The sequence below is a fragment of the Corynebacterium evansiae genome (assembly GCF_027570065.1).
Lineage (GTDB): Bacteria > Actinomycetota > Actinomycetes > Mycobacteriales > Mycobacteriaceae > Corynebacterium > Corynebacterium evansiae.
This window is the reverse complement of record NZ_JAKMUT010000001.1, coordinates 368,656-390,565: the sequence shown is the minus strand read 5'-3', so window position 1 is coordinate 390,565 and position 21,910 is coordinate 368,656. Positions and strand designations below refer to the sequence as shown.

Annotated in this window: 25 protein-coding genes; 5 read left to right on the top strand and 20 right to left on the bottom strand. The window is 64.6% G+C overall.

Translation table 11 applies throughout. The features are described 5' to 3' along the window. Positions 1-9: 9 nt before the first annotated feature. From mtrA to L8V00_RS01760, 4 genes are all read right to left on the bottom strand, one after another. Positions 10-687: an MtrAB system response regulator MtrA gene (mtrA, locus tag L8V00_RS01775; protein ID WP_155271074.1), complete on the bottom strand. Its 678-nt coding sequence runs from the start codon at positions 685-687 to the stop codon at positions 10-12. Positions 688-692: 5 nt separating this feature from the next. After that, positions 693-1,343 carry a dTMP kinase gene (locus L8V00_RS01770; RefSeq protein WP_269944048.1) on the bottom strand — a complete coding sequence of 217 codons (651 nt, stop codon included), beginning with the start codon at positions 1,341-1,343 and terminating at the stop codon, positions 693-695. A gap of 2 nt (positions 1,344-1,345) precedes the next feature. Further along, positions 1,346-2,785 (bottom strand): adenosylhomocysteinase, encoded by a 1,440-nt coding sequence (gene ahcY, locus L8V00_RS01765; RefSeq protein WP_035004320.1) that lies wholly within the window; start codon positions 2,783-2,785, stop codon positions 1,346-1,348. Positions 2,786-2,853: 68 nt separating this feature from the next. Beyond that, positions 2,854-3,234 (bottom strand): DUF4259 domain-containing protein, encoded by a 381-nt coding sequence (locus tag L8V00_RS01760; protein ID WP_269944075.1) that lies wholly within the window; start codon positions 3,232-3,234, stop codon positions 2,854-2,856. A gap of 140 nt (positions 3,235-3,374) precedes the next feature. Between L8V00_RS01760 and L8V00_RS01755 the strand changes: the two genes are divergently transcribed. Then, entirely contained in the window at positions 3,375-4,160 is a 786-nt protein-coding gene (locus L8V00_RS01755) for a hypothetical protein (protein ID WP_269944047.1), read from the top strand. Here the strand turns inward: L8V00_RS01755 and manA are convergent. Genes manA through L8V00_RS01740 form a run of 3 tightly spaced genes read right to left on the bottom strand, consistent with a single transcriptional unit; the run spans position 4,138 to position 7,034 of the window. Further along, positions 4,138-5,220 carry a mannose-6-phosphate isomerase, class I gene (gene manA / locus L8V00_RS01750; protein ID WP_269944046.1) on the bottom strand — a complete coding sequence of 361 codons (1,083 nt, stop codon included), beginning with the start codon at positions 5,218-5,220 and terminating at the stop codon, positions 4,138-4,140. The genes L8V00_RS01755 and manA overlap by 23 nt on opposite strands. 9 nt (positions 5,221-5,229) lie before the next feature. Beyond that, the gene (locus tag L8V00_RS01745; protein WP_269944045.1) at positions 5,230-6,606 is read right to left on the bottom strand and encodes a phosphomannomutase/phosphoglucomutase; all 1,377 of its coding nucleotides are present in this window, start codon (positions 6,604-6,606) and stop codon (positions 5,230-5,232) included. Positions 6,607-6,620: 14 nt separating this feature from the next. Next, positions 6,621-7,034, bottom strand: coding sequence for a DUF3499 domain-containing protein (locus L8V00_RS01740; RefSeq protein ID WP_237746278.1), 414 nt, complete (start codon positions 7,032-7,034; stop codon positions 6,621-6,623). A gap of 82 nt (positions 7,035-7,116) precedes the next feature. Here L8V00_RS01740 and L8V00_RS01735 point away from each other — a divergent pair, with 82 nt between their 5' ends. Next, entirely contained in the window at positions 7,117-7,569 is a 453-nt protein-coding gene (locus L8V00_RS01735) for a metallopeptidase family protein (RefSeq protein ID WP_035004332.1), read from the top strand. Here the strand turns inward: L8V00_RS01735 and L8V00_RS01730 are convergent, their stop codons facing one another. The 4 genes from L8V00_RS01730 to L8V00_RS01715 form a co-directional block, all read right to left on the bottom strand. Further along, positions 7,570-7,935 (bottom strand): WhiB family transcriptional regulator, encoded by a 366-nt coding sequence (locus L8V00_RS01730; RefSeq protein WP_034971252.1) that lies wholly within the window; start codon positions 7,933-7,935, stop codon positions 7,570-7,572. 306 nt (positions 7,936-8,241) lie between these two features. After that, a complete protein-coding gene (gene manB / locus L8V00_RS01725; protein ID WP_035004335.1) occupies positions 8,242-9,324 on the bottom strand; it encodes a mannose-1-phosphate guanylyltransferase in 1,083 nt (360 codons plus the stop codon). A 75-nt stretch (positions 9,325-9,399) separates the two neighbouring features. Next, on the bottom strand, positions 9,400-10,269 hold the full coding sequence (locus L8V00_RS01720) for a glycosyltransferase family 2 protein (protein WP_269944044.1): 870 nt from the start codon (positions 10,267-10,269) through the stop codon (positions 9,400-9,402). A gap of 11 nt (positions 10,270-10,280) precedes the next feature. Beyond that, positions 10,281-11,105, bottom strand: coding sequence for an SDR family oxidoreductase (locus L8V00_RS01715; RefSeq protein WP_070487827.1), 825 nt, complete (start codon positions 11,103-11,105; stop codon positions 10,281-10,283). A gap of 47 nt (positions 11,106-11,152) precedes the next feature. Between L8V00_RS01715 and L8V00_RS01710 the strand changes: the two genes are divergently transcribed. Further along, positions 11,153-12,820, top strand: a complete 1,668-nt coding sequence (locus L8V00_RS01710; RefSeq protein WP_269944043.1) for an LCP family protein — start codon at positions 11,153-11,155, stop codon at positions 12,818-12,820. Continuing rightward, on the top strand, positions 12,820-13,401 hold the full coding sequence (locus L8V00_RS01705) for a TIGR03089 family protein (RefSeq protein ID WP_049049821.1): 582 nt from the start codon (positions 12,820-12,822) through the stop codon (positions 13,399-13,401). The genes L8V00_RS01710 and L8V00_RS01705 overlap by 1 nt, the downstream gene beginning before the upstream one ends. Here L8V00_RS01705 and L8V00_RS01700 read toward each other — a convergent pair. The 8 genes from L8V00_RS01700 to L8V00_RS01665 all read right to left on the bottom strand — a co-directional run bounded on the left by L8V00_RS01700 (position 13,394) and on the right by L8V00_RS01665 (position 20,866). Continuing rightward, entirely contained in the window at positions 13,394-14,128 is a 735-nt protein-coding gene (locus L8V00_RS01700) for an ABC transporter permease (protein WP_269944042.1), read from the bottom strand. The two genes, L8V00_RS01705 and L8V00_RS01700, sit on opposite strands and share 8 nt — an antisense overlap. Beyond that, positions 14,128-15,060 (bottom strand): ATP-binding cassette domain-containing protein, encoded by a 933-nt coding sequence (locus L8V00_RS01695; RefSeq protein WP_269944041.1) that lies wholly within the window; start codon positions 15,058-15,060, stop codon positions 14,128-14,130. The genes L8V00_RS01700 and L8V00_RS01695 overlap by 1 nt, the downstream gene beginning before the upstream one ends. Positions 15,061-15,080: 20 nt before the next feature. Then, entirely contained in the window at positions 15,081-15,821 is a 741-nt protein-coding gene (locus L8V00_RS01690; protein ID WP_269944040.1) for an ABC transporter permease, read from the bottom strand. A 28-nt stretch (positions 15,822-15,849) separates the two neighbouring features. After that, positions 15,850-16,785: an ABC transporter ATP-binding protein gene (locus L8V00_RS01685; RefSeq protein ID WP_269944039.1), complete on the bottom strand. Its 936-nt coding sequence runs from the start codon at positions 16,783-16,785 to the stop codon at positions 15,850-15,852. 59 nt (positions 16,786-16,844) lie between these two features. Beyond that, positions 16,845-18,005, bottom strand: a complete 1,161-nt coding sequence (locus L8V00_RS01680; RefSeq protein ID WP_269944038.1) for an HNH endonuclease signature motif containing protein — start codon at positions 18,003-18,005, stop codon at positions 16,845-16,847. A 167-nt stretch (positions 18,006-18,172) separates the two neighbouring features. Further along, the gene (locus L8V00_RS01675; RefSeq protein WP_035004353.1) at positions 18,173-18,856 is read right to left on the bottom strand and encodes a response regulator; all 684 of its coding nucleotides are present in this window, start codon (positions 18,854-18,856) and stop codon (positions 18,173-18,175) included. After that, positions 18,857-20,068: a sensor histidine kinase gene (locus tag L8V00_RS01670; RefSeq protein ID WP_269944037.1), complete on the bottom strand. Its 1,212-nt coding sequence runs from the start codon at positions 20,066-20,068 to the stop codon at positions 18,857-18,859. Positions 20,069-20,083: 15 nt separating this feature from the next. Continuing rightward, a complete protein-coding gene (locus L8V00_RS01665; protein WP_269944036.1) occupies positions 20,084-20,866 on the bottom strand; it encodes an SDR family oxidoreductase in 783 nt (260 codons plus the stop codon). A 41-nt stretch (positions 20,867-20,907) separates the two neighbouring features. On the opposite strand from L8V00_RS01665, the gene L8V00_RS01660 reads away from it, so the two are divergent. Continuing rightward, positions 20,908-21,360 carry a hypothetical protein gene (locus L8V00_RS01660; RefSeq protein ID WP_269944035.1) on the top strand — a complete coding sequence of 151 codons (453 nt, stop codon included), beginning with the start codon at positions 20,908-20,910 and terminating at the stop codon, positions 21,358-21,360. Positions 21,361-21,394: 34 nt separating this feature from the next. Here the strand turns inward: L8V00_RS01660 and purE are convergent, their stop codons facing one another. Then, a complete protein-coding gene (gene purE, locus L8V00_RS01655) occupies positions 21,395-21,907 on the bottom strand; it encodes a 5-(carboxyamino)imidazole ribonucleotide mutase (protein WP_011274033.1) in 513 nt (170 codons plus the stop codon). Between the last annotated feature and the right edge of the window lie 3 nt (positions 21,908-21,910).

Sequence of the window (21,910 nt, the reverse complement as noted above, 5' to 3'; positions counted from 1 at the left end):
CACGAGAACCTATTCGCCGGTCTTGTAGCCGATCCCGCGGACGGTCTGGATGATCTTCGGATCATCCGGGTCCTTCTCCACCTTCGAGCGCAGGCGCTGGATGTGGACGTTCACCAGGCGGGTGTCGCTGGACTTGCGGTAGCCCCACACCTGCTCCAGCAACTCCTCGCGGGAAAACACCTGGCGCGGGCGGGAAGCCAGCGTGACCAGCAGGTCAAACTCGATCGGAGTCAGCGCGATCTCCTGACCATCCCGGATCACTTGGTGGCCGGGCACGTCGATCTTCAGGTCCGCCACCTCGATCGTCTCCGCAGGTGCCTCCTCGGGGGTGCGGCGCAGTCGAGCCCGCACGCGCGCCACCAGCTCCTTCGGCTTAAACGGCTTGTGCACGTAGTCGTCGGCACCGGATTCCAGCCCCAGCACCACGTCCACGGTGTCGGTACGCGCCGTCAGCATGACGATCGGCACCGTGGAGGTTTCGCGGATCGCCTTGCACACGTCAATGCCGTTCATGCCGGGCAGCATGACGTCCAGCAGGATGAGATCCGGGTTGTGTTCTTCCGCGGCCTTCACGGCCTCTACGCCATCGCCCACGACCACGGTGCGAAAGCCCTCACCCTGCAAAACAATGGTGAGCATTTCCGCAATTGCCGGGTCGTCGTCGACCACCAGAATCTTCGTTTCCACGGTTGTCATCCTCTCATTTCTTCCAGCAGGTCCGCGACCTTTGCCGCGCGGGCCTCATAGTCATCTCCGGTGCTGTCGACCGTCACCCATGGGCTCAGCCACTGCTGCTCCGCCAGCGCCCGGTAGGCACGGACGGTGCGTTCCTGCAGGCTGCTGTCCCGTTCGTAAGCATCTCGTGCCCGCGACTGGTCCTGGGACTCGCGCGACTCGGCGCGCTGCCCGGCCACCTCCGCCTCGACGTCCACCAGGATCTGCAGGTCGGGTGCCGGGATTCCTAGCTTCTCCTGCTCCAGTTGGTTAACCCACTGGCCGACCTCGGCCACGTCGCCGTTGACGCGCGCGGCGGAGTAAGCCACGTTAGAGGCGGTGTAGCGGTCGATCAGAATCACGTAGCCATCTGCGTCGAAGTCCGCCAGTTCCGCCCCGATCTCGGCGCGGTCGAGGGCGAACAGGGTGGCCATGCCGTGCACGGAATCGATCAGGTCGCCCAGGTTCTCGTGCAGCGCCTCTCGCGCCAGCATCGCTGGGTGGGATTCCTCGTATCGCGGAAACGCGATGCGCGCGACCGGCACCTCGCGCTCCACCAACTCTTTTTCTACGGCCGTGACCAGGGTGTTCTTTCCCGCACCGTCGACCCCTTCAAAGCTAACGATCATGTCTAGTAGCGGTAGTGCTCCGGCTTGAACGGGCCGGCAACGTCCACGCCGATGTACTCAGCCTGTTCCTTGGTCAGCGTCGTCAGCTTTCCGCCGAGCGCCTCGACGTGGATGCGCGCAACCATCTCGTCCAGGATCTTCGGCAGGCGGTAGACGTCGTTGCCGTACTGGTCGGACTTCGTGTACAGCTCGATCTGCGCGATCGTCTGGTCAGCGAAGGAGTTGGACATCACGAACGACGGGTGGCCGGTGGCGTTGCCCAGGTTCAGCAGGCGCCCCTCGCTCAGCACCACGATGGAAACCGGGTCGCCGTTGGCATCCGGGAAGGTGAACTCGTCTACCTGCGGCTTGATGGTCACGCGGCTGACGTCCTCGCGGTGCAGCAGGCTGGCCATGTCGATCTCGTTGTCGAAGTGGCCGATGTTTCCGAGCACCGCATGGTTCTTCATCATCTGCATGTGCTCAAACGTGATGATTCCTAGGTTGCCCGTTGCGGTGATGACGATGTCGGCGTCACTAATAAAGTCCTCAACCTGCACGACCTCGAAGCCGTCCATGAGCGCCTGCAGGGCGTTAATCGGGTCTACCTCGGTGACCTTTACGATCGCGCCCTGGCCCGCCAGCGCTTCGGCGCAGCCCTTGCCGACGTCGCCGTAGCCACACAGCAGCACCGACTTGCCGCCGATCAGCATGTCGGTGGCGCGGTTGATGCCGTCGATCAGGGAGTGGCGGGTGCCGTAGCGGTTGTCGAACTTGGACTTCGTCACCGCATCGTTGACGTTCATCGCTGGGAAGGGCAGCAGACCCTGCTCCGCGAAGTGGTACAGGCGGTGCACGCCCGTCGTCGTTTCTTCGGTCACTCCCTTGATGTTTTCTGACGCCCGGCTCCAGAACTTACCGTCCTCCGCCAAGGTCTCACGCAGCATTCCGAGGAAGGCCTTGTACTCGTCCGAATCCTGCTCTTCCGCGTCGGGGACCAGGCCGGCGTTTTCGAACTCCATGCCCTTGATGACGGCCATTGTCGCGTCGCCGCCGTCGTCGAGGATCATGTTGGCCTCCACGCCTTCACCCCAGGTGAAGATCTGCTTCAGGCACCACCAGTACTCGTCCAGGGTCTCACCCTTCCAGGCGAACACCGGCACGCCGGCCGGAGCCTCCGGGGTGCCATCGCCGACGACGATGGCCGCGGCGGCCTCGTCCTGGGTGGAGAAGATGTTGCAGGATGCCCAGCGCACCTCTGCACCAAGGGCCACCAGGGTTTCGATGAGCACGGCGGTCTGTACGGTCATGTGGATGGAGCCGGCGATGCGGGCGCCCTTCAGGGGCTGCTCTTCTGCGTATTCGCTACGCAGCTGCATCAGCCCGGGCATCTCGTATTCCGCCAGGCGGATCTGGTGGCGGCCGGCCTCTGCCAGCGAGAGATCCTTGACTTTAAACTCCATGGGTGGGGTGACTCCTCGGTAAATGTACAGGTATATAGCTATAGGGCTATTTTTCTTCAGACAGTCTACTAGCTCAGCGCCTCGACGAAGGTTTCCAGCCCCTCGGCTTCCAGGTCTTCCTCGCCCTCGCGCCGCTCCATCTCCCCGTCGAGCAGCTGCAGCGCAACTTCCTGCAGGTTGGTTGGGCATTCGCCGATGTGGGCGCGGATAAAGGGGTGTTCGTCAGCCACCGTTGCCGTGCTGAAGGGCGCGCCGCCCCAGATGGCTGCGACCGTGGCCGCACACAGGCCGATGGAGTAGTCCACCGAACCGGATTGTTCTTCGCGCAGGGCGAGGTTCACGGCGTCCACGAGAGCCCCAGCTACCTCGGGGCCATCCAGGTCGGCCAATTCGTCCAGGAAGTCCACGTTGTCTTCCTGCGAGAAGATGAATTCGTCCCAGTTGCTCATGGTGCTGCCCTTTCTGTCGCTCAATTACCGACTGTAGCGCGTTTACACGCCCAATAACTGTGGTCAAAGCCGTGTATCCCTGCTAGGCTCTGTTGTGCCTTAACCAAATTGTGACTTTTGCCGAAAAGGAGGTGAGCCAGATGGCCGAAGAAGAACAACGCGGCGCCGAAGAAGAAAAGGGCACCGCCGTCATCTACGAGACCGGTGAGCAACACTCCCCGGTTCCCCGCGCCATCAGCGGCATCGCCATCGTCGGCTTAGTCCTGGCCGGAGTCATCGGCGTCTGGACCTGGCAGTCGGGTTCGGAGGCCACCTCCCCGAAGCGCAATACGACAGAGGAGTCGACTGTCGCCATCAGCACAGGCGCGGCTTCCCAGGATCACGATGTGGTTTCCGACGAGCCGACCGCGCAGCCGGATCCGCCTGCCTACTCCACGCGCGCCCCGCAGTCCGGGAACGGGTCGAACTTCAGCAATGTCGCCCCGCTGGGCCAGGATCCCTACCTGCCACCCAACGCCTGGAACGGCCAGCAGAACAACGGCTCGCAGCCATCCGAGACCATCGTCGCGGAAGGCCTGGAGTCCCCCGGGCAGGCACAGCAGCCACAGGTTCCGACCCAGCCCCCGTCGACCCAGCAGGCTCCACAGGTCTCGTCGGCTCGGCCGGGCGCGTCGCAGGCGGAACAGCCCGGCACAACTAAGCCCGGCCCCGTCACCGAGACCGGCAAGGCCACGGACGGCAGCGCCGAGATCCCATTCCCGACGGATGGCTTCCCTCTGGAGCCTTCCGACTCGACTAAGACCGCCGAGCCGCAGCGCGGGACTGACGAGGCCGAGGAACCAAAGGAACCTAACAACGGCGAGGCCTCAGACGGCCCCACCGACACCACGGCAGGCCCGAAGCCTAAGCCCCGGGACGGGCGATAAAGGCCTTCCCGCTCACGCGCACCTCCTCGCCTGCGGGCACCCACGCGGCGGAGCCGCTATCCAGGTGCAGCTCCCCGCACTCCGTGGCTCCCCCGACGGCCAACACGATTGCCGGCCCGGCGACCTCTGCATCCCCGTCCACTCTGCGCAGGCTGAATTCCTCCGCCGGGGTGTGATACACCCCATCCGCATCGGCCTGCAGGCGCGGATCCGCGAGCGCCTCCCAGCGCACCACGCTCAGCAGCTCCTCGACGTCGATGTGCTTCGGAGTCAGCCCGCAGCGCAGCACGTTGTCCGAGTTCGCCATGATCTCCACGCCCGTGCCGCGCACATAGGCGTGCAGCTGTCCCGCGTCCAGGTACAGTGCTTCGCCTTCCTGCAGAACCACACGGTTGAGCAGCAGCGCAAACAGCACGCCCCGGTCGTTCGGGTACTGCTGCTCCAGGCGCAGAACCAGGTCCGCCACCTCGCCCACCCAATCGTCCGCGTTGGCCACGAGCTCCCGGCAGCGCCGCGTGAGGGCGTCAATAATCTCCGGAAGATCCCCCGGCGGCATGTGCAGCGCGCACTCGACCGCACCGCGCAGATCGCCTCGCAGGAAATCCAGTTCGGGCAGGGCCAGCCGATCCAGCAGCTCGGCAGTGCGGGCGACCGGCCGGAAGCCCGCCATCGCCTCGAACTCACCCAGGGCGACCAGCAGCTCGGGCTTGTGGTTGTCGTCCTTGTAGTTGCGCTCGAAGGCGTCGCGGGCGATCCCGGCAGCCTCGTCGGCGGCGAATCCTGCCTCGGCCTGCGCCTTCGTCGGATGCACTTGAATGCTCAGTGCGCGCTCGGCGGCCAGCAGCTTCAGCAGAAACGGAAGGGCCTTGCGCCCCTGCCCCAGTTGTCCTTCGGGATCGGCGGTAATCAGGTCCAGCAGCACCCCGGGAGCACCTGGGTGCGCGCCGAACCACAGCTCGGCCTCGGGCTGCTCGGTCGGGGTAGGCCGCCCCTGCAGCTTCGCCAGCGCTTCGTGCGACCCCCAGGCGTAGTTCTGGACAGCACCTTCGATGCGGCGCATATGTGCCTCCTAAGCCCGGATCACGGCGAGAGCTTCGTCGACGATGGCCTGTACTCCCTCGTCGTCGCGCGCCTCGACGTTGAGGCGCAGCAGCGGTTCGGTGTTTGACGCCCGCACGTTCAGCCACGAACCGTCCTGCAGCTCGATGGTCACGCCGTCCAGCCGGTCGACGGATGCAGTGCGGTCGGCGAAGGCCTCCACCACGGCCTCGGTGCGTCCTGCCTGGTCGGCAACCTCGGAGTTGATCTCCCCGGAGGCGCGGTAGGTCTCATAGGCGCGCTTCAGTTCGGACAGCGGCTTGTCCTGCCCGCCGAGGGTCGCCAGCACGTGCAGGGCGGCCAGCATGCCGGAGTCCGCGTTGAAGAAGTCGCTGAAGTAGTAGTGCGCGGAGTGCTCGCCGCCGAAGACAGCGCCTTCCTTGGCCATCTGCGCCTTGATGAAGGAGTGGCCCACGCGGGTGCGCACCGGCTTGCCGCCCTTGGCCTCCACCAGTTCGCGTACGGACTTGGAGGTGATCAGGTTGTGGATGATCGTCGCGCCCGGCTGCTCGTCCAGGTAGCGCTCGGCGATCATGGCGCAGATGGTGGAGGGGGAAACGGCCTCGCCCAGCTCGTCCACGATGAAGCAGCGGTCCGCGTCGCCGTCGAAGGCGATGCCGAGGTCCGCACCCTTGTCCACGGTGAACTTCTGCAGGTCCACCAGGTTCTTCGGGTCCAGCGGGTTGGCCTCGTGGTTCGGGAAGTTGCCGTCGAGCTCGAAGTAGAGGTCGAAGATCTCCAGCGAGTCCTGCTTCAGCGCGGCGGGAACGGTAAGCCCACCCATGCCGTTGCCCGCGTCCACCGCGACCTTCAGGGGGCGGATGTTCAGCGGCACCAGGTTGTTCAGGTAGTCGGCGTAGCCTTCCAGCACGTCCTCGGTGGTGTTGGTGCCGGGCTCGCCGTCATAGGCGGGGATGCCCTCGACCAGCTCGGAGGAGATGCGGTCCAGGCCGGAATCCTGCCCCACCGGACGTGCGCCGGCGCGGCAGAGCTTGATGCCGTTGTACTTCGCCGGGTTGTGGGAGGCGGTGAACATGGCACCCGGGCATTCCTTCACGCCGCTGGCGTAGTACAGCTCGTCGGTACTGGTGAGCCCCAGGGTGATGGTGTCCAGCCCCTGCGCGTTCACGCCTTCCGCGAAGGCGGCGGCCAGGCTCGGAGAGCTGTCGCGCATATCGTGGCCGATGACGATCGTCTCCGCGCCCTCTTCGCGCATCAGGCGGGCGAAGGAGGCAGCCACGTCGCGCACGAACTCCTCGTTGAGGAATCCGGCGCCCTCGCCGACAACTCCACGGACGTCATAGGCCTTGATGGCCGCTGCTACGTCTTTGGGGGAATGGGTAGCCATGGGGTTTCCTTTCGCTAGTGCTGGTCGCGGACCGCGCGCAGGTGGCGGCGCGGCGTGGACCGGGGCAGGTTCTTCATGGATGGATGGTGCGGCGTGGCTTCGGGGATCTCCGAGCGCCGGTAGAGCCGGGGGGCGGGTTGCGCCTGCTCCTGCTTCTCGTGCTCGGCGGCCTGCTGCACGGCCTCGGCCAGCGCCATCAAGTCTTCTTCGTCAGCTTCGGCGGCCGCGGGTTCGTCGGCAAACTCCAACGTCCAGCCCTGCGGAACGGTGGTGCGGCGGGCGTGGCTTTCGCACAGGTCCCACCGGTGAGGGTTTCCGCTAACGCTCAGCGGCCCCACGATGGCCAGCTGCTCTGCATAGTTGAACTCCAGCGTGGCGACGGCAGGCTTGCCGCAGCCGGGGCGAGAGCATTGTCGGATAAAAGTCACGCGCATTAGTGTAGCCCTTTTACCCTGGCTTTCGAGCGTGCCCTCGTGGCATGTCGCCGCAGCGCGGTTAAGATGTGTTCCTATGAAGCAGGACGCGCGCATGAGGCAGGACCCCCGCGGCAGGGGCATCCGGGGCATCTTGCTGCCGGAGGTGCCGCGGAATAAGTCGCGTTCGGAGCGCTTCGACGATGCGGTCTTGGATGCGTTCGAACCTATTTTGGAACGTTTTGACGCCGAACTTTCCAGCCTCGACGTCGCCGTCGACGTCGTGCCGCGCATGCGGCTGAGCGCGGGTTACCGGCAGTGGCCGGAGGATGTGGTCGCCGATGGTCAGGTTCCGCTGGGCCGACTGGTCACCGCCGGCGTGGACAACACTGGCGCCCCTACCCGGCCGCGCATCATTATTTTCCGCCGTCCAGTGGAATCCCGCGCGACTTCCGCGCGGGAGCTGCAGGACATCCTGCGGATGATCATTGTGCGCCTTGTGGCCTGCTATCTGAACGTCTCCCCCACTCAGATCGACCCCCGGCTTTAGTTAGCCAATACGCTTCTTCAGGCGGCGACGCTCGCGCTCGGAGAGCCCGCCCCAGATACCGAAGCGCTCGTCGTGCTCCAATGCATATTCCAGGCACTCGTCGCGCACGCCGCAGGCCTGGCAGATGCGCTTGGCCTCGCGGGTGGAGCCACCCTTCTCCGGAAAGAACGCCTCCGGGTCGGTTTGCGCGCACAGCGCCTGCTCTTGCCAGTCCTGCTCTACTGCATCGAAAAGCAGATCGAAGTCCTGCGTCAGATCGAAGAGGTTCTTCTGGCGAGCTTCATTGTCCACGTTCGCCTCCTGCTCTACCGCCGAGGAACCGTCAGCAAAGTGGCCACGAAGGGCGGTGTCTACTGACTTGTCCACGGAGGTCTCCTCATCTGATGTATCTGATGTATCTGATGCCTGACTTTGTTGGTCTACTGAAGATTACACACTGGTAATTACACCGCGTCAAGCTTTGGGAAATTCCCTCAAGCCACTTCATTCACATCAGTCACTAGCGCCCCTACAGCCACAGCCTCCTGAGAAAATAGGCTCTAACGCAACCACAACGTATGCACGGAACGCTACCTAAAACCACAACATATGGACATTTTCCTGAACCTTTAGTTCAGGACACACTAGATGTAGTGAAATTTGTCTAAATTTTTCCTCGGACGGCGAAAAACGCTAGATGTCGGAGGAAAAGCGCACGCCACCGTCCGGCAAACTCACTCCCGGCCACACGCGCAGGCCATCGCGCAGCTCGCAGCGGGCACCGATGACGGCACCCTCACCGATCACGCAGTCCACCAGGTGCGCCCGCGCACCGATGCGCACGCCCGCGGCAATCACGCAGCGCTCCACGGTCGCGCCCGCCTCGATCTGCACGCCATCGAAGACCACGGATTCCTCCACGCGCGCCCCGCCGCCGATCTCCACGCCGCGGCCGATCACGGTGCCGCCCAGCAGCAGTGCCCCGCCGGCGATGGCGCTGGACTCGTCCACCAGGCTCTCCCCGTGGCGTCCATCGAGCAACGGTGAGGGGGCGATGCCGCGCACCAGGTCCGAGGACCCGCGCACGAAGTCCGCCGGCGTACCCATGTCGCGCCAGTAAGACTGGTCCACGTGGCCGAACACGCGGGCTCCGGATTCCAGCAGGGCCGGGAAGATCTCGCGCTCCACGCTCACCGGGCGGCCGGCGGGGATCTTCTCGATCACGGAGCGGTTGAACACGTAGCTGCCGGCGTTGATCTGGTCCGTCGGCGGGTCCTCCGTCTTCTCCAGGAACGCGCTCACGCGGCCTTCGGCGTCCGTCGGCACGCAGCCGAAGGCGCGGGGGTCGGAGACGCGCAGCAGGTGCAGCGTCACGTCGGCCTCCTGCTCCACGTGGGTCTTCAACACGGCATTCAGATCCGTCCCGCCCAGCACGTCGCCGTTGAAAACCATCGCGCGGTCGTAGCGCAGGTGGTCCAGCACGTTGCGGATACCGCCGCCGGTGCCCAGCGGCTCCTCCTCCACCACGTACTCGATTTCCAGGCCCAGGTGGCTGCCGTCGCCGAAGTGCTCTTCGAAGACCTCAGCCTTGAACGAGGTGCCGAGCACCACGTGCGTCATCCCGGCGGCCTTGATGCGAGCCAGCAGGTGCTCCAGGAATGGTGCACCGGCCACCGGCAGCATCGGCTTCGGGATGGAGTTAGTCAGGGGGCGCAGTCGGGTGCCCTTGCCTCCGACCAGGATCACTGCGTCGGTCGTGGCTGCGAGATCTACCACTTCTTTGGCCTTTCTGTTCCTTACTGCTTTTTGCTATTGGTTTTCACACACTAGTCACTGTTTTTGCCGCGGCGTTCAACCCACGCCGTGCGCTGCCGCAATTGCAATCTTCTCGCGGATCTTCAGCCCGGCCTTCAGCACCATGCGCACCGGAAGGTAGCGCCACCCCGGCAGCCGATCCGCCTGGAATCGGTAGGCGCTGTCGTGGTGGGCCTTCAGCACAACGTCCGGGTGCTTGCCCGCCACGTGCCCCTTGGCGTGCCGGATCTCCGCGCTCGGAACGAAAACATTCAGCCACCCCGCGCGCCCCAGCCGGTCGCCCAGGTCCACGTCTTCCATGTACATGAAGTACCGCTCATCGAACCCGCCCAGGGCCTCGAAGGCATCCCAGCGCAGCAGCAGGCAGGAGCCACTCAGCCAGCCTGCGGTCCGCTCGCTGTCCATGTCTTCGTCGTCCAGGTAGCGCTTGGTCCAGGGATTGGTCGGCCAGATCTTGCCCAGCAGCGCATGCCCGATGCCGGAGCCGAGTTGCGGCACCGCGCGGGCGGATGGGTAGGCGCTGCCGTCTGCCTCTACGATGCGGGGGCCCAGCGCTCCTGCATGAGGGTGACGCCGCGCCGCCTCCAATAGTTTCTCGATCGCGTCTTCGCTAAACACGACGTCCGGGTTGGAGATCACCAGGTAGTCCGGGTTGATCTCTCCGGCTTCGCGGGCCGCACGCAGGTGGCGGGCGCCGAGGTTCATGCCGGCCCCGTAGCCGACGTTGCCCCCGCTGTAGAGCAGCTCCGCGCGCCCGGCCTCTGCGGCCGCTTCGGGAGCTCCGTCCGTAGAACCGTTGTCCACCATGACGACCCGCGCGTTAGTTGGCACCGAGTCCAGGAACTTGTTTAGGTACTCCCCCGGTGAATAGGTCACGGTGATAATCGCGATGGGTGCCTCTGTCATGGCCGTTGAGGTTACCCCAGGGCAGCCCGCAAACTATCCCGCCACGCGGGCAGGCCGGTCGCCGGAATCTGCAGGGCACTGTTGCGGGGCCGGCGCGCGGGAGTGGGATACTCGCTGCTCGGAATGGCCTTTACTCGCGCCGGATCGCACCCCAGTGTGGCGAAGATCTCGCGGGCGAAACCGCACCATGTGGTCAGCGGCCCGGAACCGGTCACGTGGCTGATCGCCGGAGACTGCCGCCCATCCACCATCGCCGCCAGCTCCGCCGCCAGCACGTCGGCGTGGGTGGGCCGGCCGAATTGGTCGTCCACTACCGAGGGATTCACGCCCGCCCGCGCCAAGCGCGCCATGGTGGTGGCGAAGTTGCGCCCAGTCGCGTCGTAAACCCAGCCCGTGCGGACCACGTGCCCGCCGAGGTTCAGCACCCGCCGCTCCCCCTCCAGCTTGCTGCGCCCGTAGGCGTTCAACGGGCCGGGCTGGCCGTCGACCGGGTTTTCGCAGCCCACCGGCAGGTCTCCGGAGAACACGTAGTCGGTGGAGACGTGCCACATCGGCACCCCGTGCACCTCGGCCCAGGAGGCTAACCTCCCCGGGGCTACCGCGTTTACCTGATGCACCACACCCGCGTTTTCAGGCTTCTCGGCATCGTCCACGGCTGTGAATGCAGCGAGGTTGACGATGGCTTCAACGTCAGACGGCGGCGTCAATAAGAAAGAATCCACAGATCCCGCAACGGCGAGGTCCGCGTGCGCGCGCCCTACCGGCACAAAGTCGGGGCGGAGGCGCAGCAGGGCCCGGCCTACCTGACCGGAGGCTCCGAAAACCAAAACACTCATAAAATCAGTACTACACCAGCGGCATCTTTGCCGCTAAAGTGTGAATAATGACAGAGCAGACAGGGCATCAGAGAAGTCGCCATTCACGGCGTATCCAGGCAGCCCCCGGTGGCGTAGAAGCCAAGCAGATCGGCCCCGGCTGGTCGCGCGGGGTGCTGGCTGCGGTCTCGGCACTCGCGCTGGTCGTGATGGGTATCGGCTACATGGCGGTCGGCAACCTGAACGGTGGGCTGGCCCAGGCGGACAACCTGAACCTCGGCAATCAGCCGGACGGGGCGACCGACATTCTGCTGGTGGGCGTGGATTCCCGTACGGATGCGAAGGGCAACCCGCTGTCCCAGAAGGAGATCGACATGCTCCGTGCGGGCGAGGAAGAAGCCACGAACACGGACACGATGATCCTCATTCGCATCCCGAACGATGGCTCCTCGGCGACCGCGGTCTCGCTGCCCCGCGACACGTACGTCAGCACCCCTGACAACGGCAACATGAAGCTCAACGGCGTGTACGGCACCGCCAAGTTCGAGAAGTCGCAGGAGCTGGCGAAGGACAGCGACTACAGCGAGTCCGACATCGACCAGAAGTCCACCGAAGCCGGTCGCCAGGCGCTCATCAGCTCGGTGGCGGACCTCACTGGCATCAACGTCGACCACTACGCTGAGGTCGGCCTGCTGGGCTTCGTGCTGCTCACCGACGCGGTTGGTGGCGTGGACGTGTGCCTGAAGAACAAGGTCGACGAGCCGCTGTCCGGCGCAAAGTTCAAGAAGGGCCGCCAGACCCTCAACGGCCAGGACGCACTGAGCTTCGTCCGCCAGCGCCACGAGCTGCCGCGCGGCGACCTGGACCGCATCACCCGCCAGCAGGCCTACATGGCCAGCCTGGCCAACAAGGTGCTTTCCTCCAAGACGCTGACGGACCCAGGCAGCATGTCCAAACTCAACGACGCGGTGCAGCGCTCCGTGGTGCTGGACAGCGGCTGGGACGTCATGGGCTTGGCCACGCAGATGCAGAACATGGCCGGCGGCGACGTAAGCTTCCAGACCATCCCCGTGACCAGCATCGACGGCACGGGCGACTACGGCGAATCCGTCGTGACTGTGGATAACGACCAGGTTCACGAGTTCTTTGAGGATCTGCTGGGCGACAAGCCGGGCGAGGAGAGCACTTCCTCCGACAAGCCCGCCGACATCACCGACTACAAGGCTAAGGACTACAAGGTCAACGTCTTCAACGCCTCCGAGGCGCCCGGTCTCGCCGCCAGGGTGTCGGACCTGGCTAAGGACTACGGCTACAAGCCGGGCAAGGTCGGCAACCACGCCGAGACCGGCATTTCGGAGTCCCAGGTCAACGCCAAGAACCCCGACGATCCGGCGGCCCGCGCCCTGGCGAAGCAGTTGGGCGGGCTGACGGTGGTGGAGGATTCCTCCCTGGACGAGCACGAGCTCTCCGTCACTCTGTCCGGCACCTACGCCGGCCCGGGCGTCCTGGAGCAGTCGGCCCCGCTGACCAAGCCGGATGACCCGAACGTCGGCACGCTCACCGAGGGCATCAAGGACCTCGACGGCGACGGCATCCCGGACGAGGACGCCTCCGCAGCCCAGACCGGCACTCACTCTGACAAGCCCGCCTCCGTCGGCACGCCGGGCTCCGGCGAGGGCACCGACCATAAGGATCCGATCGACGCCGGCGGCGACGGTCCGATGTGCGTGAACTAATGGATATTATCGCCCCGCTCGTAGCCCAGGACCCGGCCAGCCCGCGCCTGACCACCTACACCCCCGCCGGCCGCATGGAGCTGTCCGCCCAGACCCTGCACAACTGGCAATCGAAGGCCGCCCACCTGCTGGATTCGCTCGCCCCGGCATCGGTCGGGATCGCCTGCGCCCCGGGTTGGCAGCCGCTCATGATCGTTCTGGGTTGCTGGCGGACTGGTGTTTCTATTGTTGACGCCGACTCTTGCGACGTGCTTTTTACCGATGACTTAGCTCTGGCGGAGGCCCACTCGGGTGAGGTTTTCGTGCTCTCCGACGATCCTTTCGGCCGCGGCGTGGAGGAGTCCGGCGGCGAGCTGCCCTTCGGAGTGAACGACTTCTCCCCCGAGCTGCGCGTGCAGCCGGATGACTACCCCGGCCCGGCTGCCGCCCCCGCCCCGGAAGGCCCGCGGGTGCTGGTGCCCGCGTGGACCGATACCCAGTCGATGCTGGATACACTAAAGCCGCTGCGCGACGGCGGCTCGGTGGTGATGGCCACCGAGCCTACGGCCGAGATCGCAGCGGCGGAAAACGCGACTATTTAACGTCCTTGCGCTGGTGGACAAAGAAGGCCCAGGCCACCAGCACCACCGTCCAGGCGCAGACGATGGCCACGCTGACGGGGGTTTCGTGCGCGCCGATAGAGACGCTGCCGCCCAGGATCATCCAGATGTTGTTGAACGGCAGGTAGGGCGCGATGTTGTCGGCGATCCATTGGCTGAGCTGCTGGGAGATCAGCTCCACCGCGGTCGCCCACACCAGTGGCAGCGCCACCGCACCGGCCGTAGAGGGAATCAACACGCCGATCGCCGAGGCCATCAGGCTGATCAGCCCGGCGAACAGGATCGTGTAGCCCAGCAGCGGCAGCTGGTCGGTGTTGATCTCCTGCGGCAGGGTCGCCATCATCGCCAAAGAGACTCCCACCGCCACGGCCATGGTCACCATCGCCAGGGCTGCGTTGACGAACATCTGCGCGAACAGCTGCTGCCAGCGGGCGGGGATCACCAGGAAGGACTGCGCGTGCAGGTTGTGCCCGCGCGTGCCGCTGACCCGCACGGCCGACAGCGACAGGATCAGCAGGTACGCCGGCATGAGACCCACGCCCAGCTCCGTCAGGCCCACCTCCGGCTCGTTCATCCCGTATTCGGACCGGTAGTAGCTCAGGGTCAGCGCGTTGGCGCCGATGTAGAACAGCAGGACGAAGCCCAGCATGATCCAGGTGCCCCACATGACGCGCGAGCGCGTCCATTCACTGCGGATGATTCCTAGCATTACTGACCCCTCCTGTCTTGAGTCCTGTACTCCACTGCCTGCCCGGTCGCGTCCAGGAACTTCTGCTCCAGGCCCGCGCGCTGCGGTGTCATCTCCAGCACCACCGCGCCAGTATCGCGCGCCAGTTCGCCGAGGCGCCGGTCCAGGTCGGGAGCCTCGGAGGCGAACTCCAGGGATCCGTCGGGGCGCCGTGTGAGGTTGATGCCATCCAAGCGCGAGGTGGCGTCCACAAAAGAATCGGGATCGGCCACGCGCATCCGGATGGTGGGCTGGGCGCCCGTGCGCAGGAACTCGTCCATCGTGTATTCGCCGATGAGGGAGCCCTTGCCGATGACAACCAGGCGGTCGGCGGTGAGCTCCATCTCGTGCAGCAGGTGGGAGCTGACCAGCACGGCGCGGCCTTCGGAGGCGCTGCGGCGGATGAGCTCGCGCATCCAGTGCACGCCCTCCGGGTCGAGGCCGTTGACCGGCTCGTCGAGGATTAGGTGCTTCGGGTCGCCCAACAGTGCCACGGCCAGGCCCAGGCGCTGCTTCATGCCGAGGGAGAACTTCTTGATCTTGCGCTTCTGCACCCCGGCCAGGCCCACCAGCTCCAGGCACTCGTCAGCGCGGGCCTGCGAGATCCCGGCCGCCTGCGCGATGGAGCGGATGTGCGCCCGGGCGGAGTGGCCGGGCATGTACCAGGTGGGTTCCAGCAGCGCGCCGGCGATGTGCGGGCGCTGGGCGCGGTAGGCGCTTAGGGGCTGGCCGTCGAAGGTGACCTCGCCCTTGCCTATCGTGTCCAGCCCCAGGATGCAGCGCATCGTTGAGGATTTGCCGGAACCGTTCGGCCCCAAGAAGCCTGTGACCTGCCCGTCGGGGACAGAAAAAGTGAGTCCATGGAGAACCTCCGTGGAGCCATACTTTTTGGTTAATTCTTTTACTGCGATCATGATGCCAGTGTAACTGAAACTTATTTCACGTCTCGGGTCTTGTTGCTGTACAGGCCCAGCGCCAGCAGGGCGACCATCCAGACGACCATCACAGCGAAGCCGAAGCCGGGGCTGACCATGTCGGTGTGGTCCGGGGCGTAGATCCAGGTCTGCATGTCCTGCACGCGGCTGCCCGGGGACAGGTGGTACAGGGTCTTCAGGAAGGGGATGCTGTCGCCAGCGCTGTACAGCAGCCCCTCGACCACCAGCATCCACACCAGCGGCAGCGCGATGGCACCCACTCGATTGCGCAGCAGCGCGGCGATGCCGACGGCCATCACGGCGAAGGCGGGGGCGCCCACCGCGTATCCCCACAGCAGCAGCTGATCTTCGCCGGTGAAGTGCCCAGCCGGGAATACATTGAACACCGCCCAGCTGAGCGCCACGCCGAGGATGTAGTTCAGCTCCACGAACACCGCCGCCACCAGCGCGCGGGCCAGCAGCCAGGAACTCCGGTGCTTCTGAGTAAGGAAAGCGTGGGCCGTCATGTGGTTGCTGATGTCGCCGCCGGTCGTCGAGGCGCCGAAAATAATGGCGATCATTAGGAAGATCATTCCGCCGAAAAGCAGGTCGGGCCAGCCGCCATCCAATCGCGGGGAGTCATTGAAAAGCATGTAGAGCGTCGTCGGGCCGTAGATCGAACCCGTGAACAGGATCACGTAGATCCAGGTGCTGCGGAGGCTTAGCAGCTTCGTAACTTCGGAGGAGATTGCTTTGAGCATGGTTTGTCTCTTTTCTGTGCGGTGGGGGCTAGTTGCTGCGGTATTCCTGTTGGCCGGCGGTAGCGGCGAGGAAGCGCTGTTCCAGGTTGTCTGCGGTCGTCGCGAGCTTGGTCACCGCGAACTTTTCCTCCAGCGCCGTTGCCGCGATCGTCGCGCGTACCTCGTGCTCTGGAATGTTGTTGACGCCCACACGCAGCGTCCGCTCCCGGTCCAGATCGACCTGGAAGCCGCGGCTGCGCAGGCTGTCTGCCAGCAGGACCGCTTCCTTGCACTCGACTTCCACATGGGCGCCGCCGGCGAGGAACTCGTCTAGGGTTTGCTCGCCGATGAGCTTGCCCTGGCCGATCAGTACCAGCCGGTCGGCGGTTTGCTGCATCTCGCTGAGCAGGTGGGAGCTAACCAACAGGCCGCGGCCGTCGTCGGCGAGTTGACGGATGATGCGGCGCATCCAGGACACACCCTCCGGGTCGAGGCCGTTGACCGGCTCGTCGAGGATCAGGTGCTGCGGGTTGCCAAGGAGGGCGGCGGCCAGGCCGAGGCGCTGCTTCATGCCCAGGGAGTAGCCGCCGACCTTCTTCTTGCCCGCGCTGGTGAGGCCCACCATGTCGAGGCATTCGTCCACGCGCTTGTCGGAGATGCCCGCACCCTTCGCGATGACGCGCAGGTGGTTGCGGCCGCTGCGGGCAGGGGTGAACCAGGCGGCGTCCAGGACCGCGCCGGCGATGCTGGACTTGTTATCCAGGCCTGCGAAATCGCCGGCGTACCCCTTGCCGCTGAAGGTCACCTTGCCGGCGCTCGGCTTATCGAGGCCGAGCATGCAGCGCATGGTGGTGGACTTGCCCGCGCCGTTGGGCCCGAGGAAGCCGGTCACCTGCCCGTCCGGGACAGTGAATGAAAGGTCGTTGACTACTGTTTTCTTGCCGTACCTCTTGGTGAGGTTTTCCACGATGATCATGGTTCCCATGCTGCCGCCCGGGGTGGTGTTCCCACATCGGACGAGGGGTTGATCTTGCGTGTCCTACCTCAGTATGACGGCCCGCCCTCCTGATCTTCGATCGCCTGGTGATACTCGGCCAGCGCCTTGGTTTTGCGGACGTTGCGCTGGGCGAAGGTCTCCCGCCCCAGCGGCCCCTCGGCCTCGGTGATCACACTGTGCCCGTCGCCGTGGGAGGTCCAGACCTCGTGCCCGTCGGGGTGCAGGGCGACGTCCCAGCTGCCGGCGGTCTTGAGGTTGTGATGCTTTGAGCAGAGTAAGTGCAGGTTCGCCGTGGACGTCGGTCCGCTGCCGTATCGCCTTACGTGGTCGTATTGGCACTTGTAGGCGGGAACCTCGCAGCCCGGGAAGCGACAGTGCAGGTCGCGCCCAGCGACGGCTGCCTTGATGCCCTCCGTCGGCGCATAGCCCTCGCACTCCGCGTAGCCCGGCGCAGACAGGTGCGTCACCCGCTGCAGCCAGGTCTTGGAAGCGGAGCGATTCAGCCAGTGGTCCTCCCCCAGCACCGCACCGTCGTTCGCCGGGTCGTGGTACAGGTTCAGAGTCACCGAAACCTCGGCCTTGTCGGTGATCAGCCGCAGCATCGCCTCCGGCTGCGAGCACTCGTACTTTTTGGCGGTGGCGCGCACGATCTTGTCGATCTCAATGCCCTCCATCCGCGGAACCCGCAGCGTGAAGGTGGTGTACTCCGGGTCGCGGCAATCCACATTGAAGCTTGGCTCGGCCGCGGGTGCCTCATCCTTAGGTACGACGTTCCGATCGACCTCCCGCAAAATCTTCGAGATGCGGTTGTGGATAGTCCGCGGTGAGAACACGTGCTGGTCGGGACGTGAAGGCGTCAATTCGCAAAGTACCTTTTCCTCGACGGCCGAGCGATCGTCCGGCGCCACGGCGAAAAGATCCTGCGCCACCCGCAGCACGTGGCGGGCGCTGTAACACCCCTGGTCAAACAGCTCGACGAGCCGCGGAAAGTCGCGCAACACGAAAGCGGCCTCGGCCCAGGCCTCCGCGACCCCGGCGGAAACACCCAGACGCACGGCGAGGCGAGTGCAAAAATCGGGCACCAGATCCTCCCCGTCCGGGGCGCATGCCATTATCAGTTGGAATTGTTGTTGATTGAGCTGCCGCGCCGCGACGGTCAGCGGGTCCTGCGAACTGGCTATTCGAAACGATGGTGGTGAGGTAGTCATGGAGTTCCCCTAATCCAGCGGCGAGGTTGTGGTACCCCGCCAAACTTCCTAACTAAAGAATAGAACACACCATCAAACTAAGTCAATACCCCCACCAAACCTTTTTCTTTTTTATTGACGCCACCAGCCTCAACAGCAAGAATGTCCGTAAAGCTAAAGTAGAGCTTTTAGAAAGTCTGTTCGAGTAAATCCTCGGAATTGACGAGGCGATACTTGAAGGCAAACAGCACCGCATGCACCCGATCGCGCGACTGGGTCTTCGTGAGCACCCGGCCGACGTGCGTCTTCACGGTGGGCAGCGAAATGTAGAGCTTGTCGGCGATCTCCTGGTTGCTGAAGCCCAGCGCGATGAGCTTCAGAATCTCCAGCTCGCGCGGGGTCAGCGGATCGGGAAGATCCAGCTCCACGGGCTCGCGGCGCTGCGGGGTTTGCTCCATGCGGATGCTGCGCAGCAGGCGCGCGGTGGCCTTCGGGCTGATCACGGCCGCCGAATCACCGACGGTGCGGACGGCGGAGATGAGGTCCTCGGGGTCGGTGTCCTTGAGCAGAAAGCCGCTGGCCCCGGCCTCCACTGCACCGAGGACGTAGTTGTCGTTATCGAAGGTAGTCAGCACGATCACGCGCGCCCCGGAATCACCGGAAACCACCCGGCGGGTCGCCTCGATGCCATCCATGTTCGGCATCTGCACGTCCATGAGGATGATGTCCACGGGCTGCGATTCGGCCAGCTCGCAGGCCTCTTGGCCATCGGCAGCCTGCCACCGGACGGTGATGTCATCCTGCGAATCCAACACCAATCCAAAGCCGGCACGCACCAGCTGCTGATCGTCGGCCAAACCTACGCTAATCACTTAATCCTCCTTCGCAAAAGGCACCGTCGCGGTCACGTTCCACCCGCCGGGGTACACCGCGGAAGCACCCCACTTGGCCTCGCCGCCGTGGATCGCCACGCGCTGGCGGATGCCGGTCAGGCCGCGGCCGGAGCCCTCTATCTGCTCATCGCCCGGCGCGTTATCCACGCTAATTGTCACCCGGGCAGGCTCCCACTCCAGCCGCACCTGGGCGGGCACAGAACCCGCGTGCTTCAGCACGTTGGTCAGGGATTCCTGCACGATGCGGTACACACTGAGGTCGCGGACCTCGTCCAACTGGCGCGGCTCGCCCGTGACGTGCAGCTCCACCTGCACCCCGTTGCGCTTTGCATCCGCCACCAGGTCGGGCACGCCGGCCACCCCAGGGGTGACGGTGGTAGAACGCGGCGAGGGGGCGTCATCGTGAAGAACAGAGAGCAGCTCCCGCATCTGGGTCAGGGCCGAGCGACCGCGCGCGGCGATCGTGTCGAGGGCTTCGATGGCCTTGTCCGGATCCTTGCGCCCTGCGTAGCGCCCGCCATCGGCCTGCGCGATGACGACGGTGAGGGAATGCGCGACGATGTCGTGCAGCTCGCGGGCGATACGGTTGCGCTCGCTGACGGTGGCCAGCTCGGCGCGAGCGGCCAGCGCCTCGACTGCCTGGTCGCGGCGCAGCGAATAGCGGCCCGTCAGCCACATCAGGGCGACGGTCACGGCGGTGAGCAGGATAATTAGGCCCCAGAACAGCCAGAACTCGGCGGTTCGAAAGTCCACGCCGGCCCACGCCAAATCGCCAGTCGTGCCCGCGTTGTAGAAAGTCCCCCACGCCATCGCGAAGAAAGATCCGAGCAGCAGCAACGTCAGCCACAGCTTCCGGCGCAGCGTCAGCTTCGCGGAGATGAAATAAGCCTCATAGGCCACGACCCAGTATCCAAGCGGCCACACCAGCAGCGCCGACGCAGCGAAAATAAACAGACCGAGCGCCGTGACTGCCACGCCTGGCTCGGGCCGGAAACGCTGCAGAAGCAGGCCGATAAAGCTGATGACCAGCCCCGTGACGGCCAGCACGACCTGCCACGTGGAGTTCTCGATCCCGCTGCCGAGAGCCGCGCCCACACCGAGGAAGAGGTATAGGAAGCCCGCGATGGATACGAACACCCACCAGGAGGCATCTCGCCACCACACCGGACGAGGAACTGCTTCATAAGACATGTATGAAGAGTCTAGTTACAGGCGCACCCTATCGCCGTAAACGAGCAGGCCATTAACGAAACGGGTGAGGAACGGCGGCGAGAAGTGGCTGGTTGCCTCCAGCAGCTTCGTCTTCCAACCGACCGGGAAATGCACCTTCGTGGGGCTGCGGCGCGGCGCGGTCACGGCCCTTACTACTTCTGCGGCCACGTCTTGTGGGGTTGTGGACGCCCCCAGCCGCCGCATGCCCGCCGTTTCCACATCGGCGATGAGCGCGGTCCGGGAGTACAGGGGCAAGACGGTGCGGACTCGAATGTTGTGCTTATCCCACTCGAAATCCAGCGCCTCGGAGATGCCGCGGACGGCGAACTTGGTGGCGGAGTAGGTGGCCATATCCGGGGTGCCGTAGATGGAGGAGGCGCTGCAGACGTTGACGACCACGCCGTCGCCGGCCGCTTTGAGGTGTTCGAAGGCCGCGCGACAGCCGTAGACCACGCCCTTGACGTTGACGTCGACGAGGGCGGAATCCTGCTGGAAGCTCCCGCGGTCGATGAAGTCGCCGCCGTAGAGAACGCCCGCGTTGTTGATGAGTGCATTGATTCCCCCGGTGCGGGCGGCGAAGTCGGTAACAGTGGCGGACCACTGGTCGGGGTCGGTGACGTCGAGGGTGCCGGGGATAATGTTCGGATGTTGGGCCCAGCCGCGGACCTTGTCTCCGTCGAGGTCGTAGGCGCCGACGGTCCAGCCGACCTCGGCGAAGGACTCAGCGATTGCGCGGCCGAAGCCTTGGGCTGCGCCGGTAACGAGTATTGATTTCATACTCCTAACTATTACAGTAGCCAGAGTACAGGAGGTAAATTATGGCCTATTTAATCATCGACCCATCCGGGAACCCATTAAGTCGCCCGAATGATGGAGATGTTGTATCCAATCCAGACACAGGGCAGGTCCTTACCGTCAGCTTCCTGAGAATAATCACGCCCGACGGGGACTATGAAGTTGATTTTCTTCCCGGAATTGTCGACCTCTACCAAGGAAGCAAGGATAGATCATCCTATTCCACAAATATTCAAGAGATAAGCGTCGAGAAAGGAACTCGACTTCACAAAATTGGCAGTATCGACCATATAGATGATGTAACCCTGACGCATTTAGGGGATAAATACCGAGTTCAGGCCGCGAAACTAGACGACACGAAACCAGATAGTTTAATCCTCTGCGAAGATGGTTTTATAAGAACTTTGCAAGATAGTTTTTCTGCTACCGACAGGCCTCAAGGAGTAATCCTCGTTCTCCACAAAGTAGACGAGTAGGCAGCCCCGACGCCCCCTACCCAGTTAGAACGCTTCACCCCATCAGCTTCTGCTGCAGAGCACGATCCTTCTCCAGCACCGCGTCGCGCATGTTCTCCTGATACTCGACCATCTTGTCCATCAGGGCCTCGTCAGCCACCGCGAGGGTGCGCACGGCCAGCAGTCCGGCGTTCTTCGCGCCGTCGATGGAGACGGTGGCGGTCGGCACGCCGCCGGGCATCTGCACGATGGAGAGCAGGGAATCCAGGCCATCCAGATTGCCCAGGGCACGCGGAATGCCGATCACCGGCAGCGGGGTGGCCGCAGCAACCATGCCGGGCAGGTGGGCGGCACCGCCGGCGCAGGCGATGATCACCTTCACACCGCGGGTGTGGGCGGTGCGGGCGTAGTCGAGCATGCGCTCCGGGGTGCGGTGCGCGGAGACCACGCCAACCTCGAAGGGGATGCCGAACTCGGCCAGCACCTCGGCTGCCGGCTCGACGGTGGGCCAGTCGGAGTCGGAGCCCATCACCAGGCCGACCAGCGGGGTGCGTGCGTTCTCAGTCATCGG